General features: G+C 54.4%; 1 protein-coding gene. It reads left to right on the top strand.

Annotated features, from left to right (window positions below):
* The coding region (locus tag QN379_RS23505) for a DUF6396 domain-containing protein (protein WP_323507777.1) at positions 1-551 on the top strand (551 nt) is incomplete at both ends.

Here is a 551-nt window from a genome sequence, read left to right as displayed (position 1 = left end):
AATTCTGGTAGCGACGCGCCCGAACGTGGTCGGTGGGCCAATGTGCCGATGGCCCTCAAGATGCTCGAATGTGCGTTTTCACAGGGCAATGGGGACGCCGCGCAGGCGCTGGGAATCGAATATAACATTATTCAAAAAGACAACGTGCGTGCACTTCATTACCTGCATGAGGGCGTCAAATTCGGGAGTTGGGCTGCGGCAAATAATCTGCGTAGTAAATTTGAATCTATCAAAGGTCTCACGCCTTACGGTATCGATACTTCACGCGCTGATCGCTATCTAGTCTTCAGCGATGCCCTCGGACGTAATCGCGATCTCCGCTTCCCCAACCTGGACAAAGTCTTACCCTTGCCGCCCGCCGATCTACCACAATGGAACGGTAACAAAGAAGACCTGATCAACGCCGCCAAACAGGTCGTGCCAATCCCGCCACCTCCGGCACCCACGCCTGGAGCGGACTTAACCGGCCGTGCGCATATCCCGCAAGGGTGGGTATTGCCAGAATATCCCAAGGTGCCCTATGCTTTGTTGAGAGAGGGGCATAATCATGT

The organism is Glaciimonas sp. Gout2, assembly GCF_035018905.1.
In the GTDB taxonomy this organism is placed as follows: Bacteria; Pseudomonadota; Gammaproteobacteria; order Burkholderiales; family Burkholderiaceae_D; genus Glaciimonas.
This window is presented reverse-complemented; position numbering and strand designations above follow the sequence as displayed.